Origin of the sequence: Nonomuraea rhizosphaerae (assembly GCF_019396405.1) — a bacterium.
Classification (GTDB): domain Bacteria; phylum Actinomycetota; class Actinomycetes; order Streptosporangiales; family Streptosporangiaceae; genus Nonomuraea; species Nonomuraea rhizosphaerae.
Genome location: NZ_JAHKRL010000037.1, coordinates 1 through 874 on the forward strand (window position 1 = coordinate 1; position 874 = coordinate 874).

The 874-nt window shown below is 72.5% G+C and carries 1 protein-coding gene; it reads right to left on the reverse strand.

What is annotated here, in order from left to right; genetic code table 11:
- Positions 1-73: 73 nt before the first annotated feature.
- Entirely contained in the window at positions 74-766 is a 693-nt protein-coding gene (locus KME77_RS01755) for a winged helix-turn-helix domain-containing protein (RefSeq protein ID WP_219460881.1), read from the reverse strand.
- Positions 767-874 lie beyond the last annotated feature (108 nt).

An 874-nucleotide genomic window follows, 5' to 3' on the forward strand; every position in this document is an offset into this window, starting at 1 on the left:
CCCGGCCGGCCGCGCGTGTCGCCGCACCGGCGGCGCGGCGAGGCCGGCCGGCGGCCCGGCGATCAGGGTGGTGTCAGTTCTCCACGGCGTCGAACTTGTACCCCAGCCCCCGCACCGTCAGGATGCAGCGCGGGTTCGACGGATCCGCCTCGATCTTGGCGCGCAGCCGCTTGACGTGCACGTCCAGCGTCTTGGTGTCCCCCACGTAGTCGGCGCCCCAGACCCGGTCGATGAGCTGCCCGCGGGTCAGCACCCGCCCGGCGTTGCGCAGCAGCACCTCCAGCAGCTCGAACTCCTTCAGCGGGAGCTGCACCTGCTCGCCGCGTACCGCCACCACGTGCCGGTCCACGTCCATGCGCACGGGGCCGACGGCCAGCACGGCGGAGTCGACCTCCTCCACCACGTCACCCTGGCGGCGCAGCACGGCCCGGATGCGGGCGACCAGCTCGCGCGAGGAGAACGGCTTGGTCACGTAGTCGTCGGCGCCCAGCTCCAGGCCCACGACCTTGTCGATCTCGCTGTCCTTGGCGGTCAGCATGATGACCGGCACCTTCGAGCGCTGCCGCAGCGAGCGGCACACCTCGGTGCCGGGCAGGCCGGGCAGCATCAGGTCGAGGAGCACGAGGTCGGCGCCGCTCCGGTCGAAGGTGTCGAGCGCCTCCGGCCCGGTCGCCGCGACGGAGACCTCAAAACCTTCCTTGCGCAGCATGTACGACAGGGCGTCGGAGAACGACTCCTCGTCCTCGACCACGAGCACTCGGGTCATTTGGCGGCCTCCAGGGTAATCGTGGGTGGTACGGCCACGGCGGGCCCGCCGAAGGCGGGCAGCCGGGGCGTGGACGGGGGGGCCGGGCCTTCCCTGCTCCCCGCGGGG

What these genes read in the sequence shown, in the direction of transcription:
- KME77_RS01755 (WP_219460881.1), bottom strand. Translation starts at nt 766, where the DNA reads ATGACCCGAGTGCTCGTGGTCGAGGACGAGGAGTCGTTCTCCGACGCC.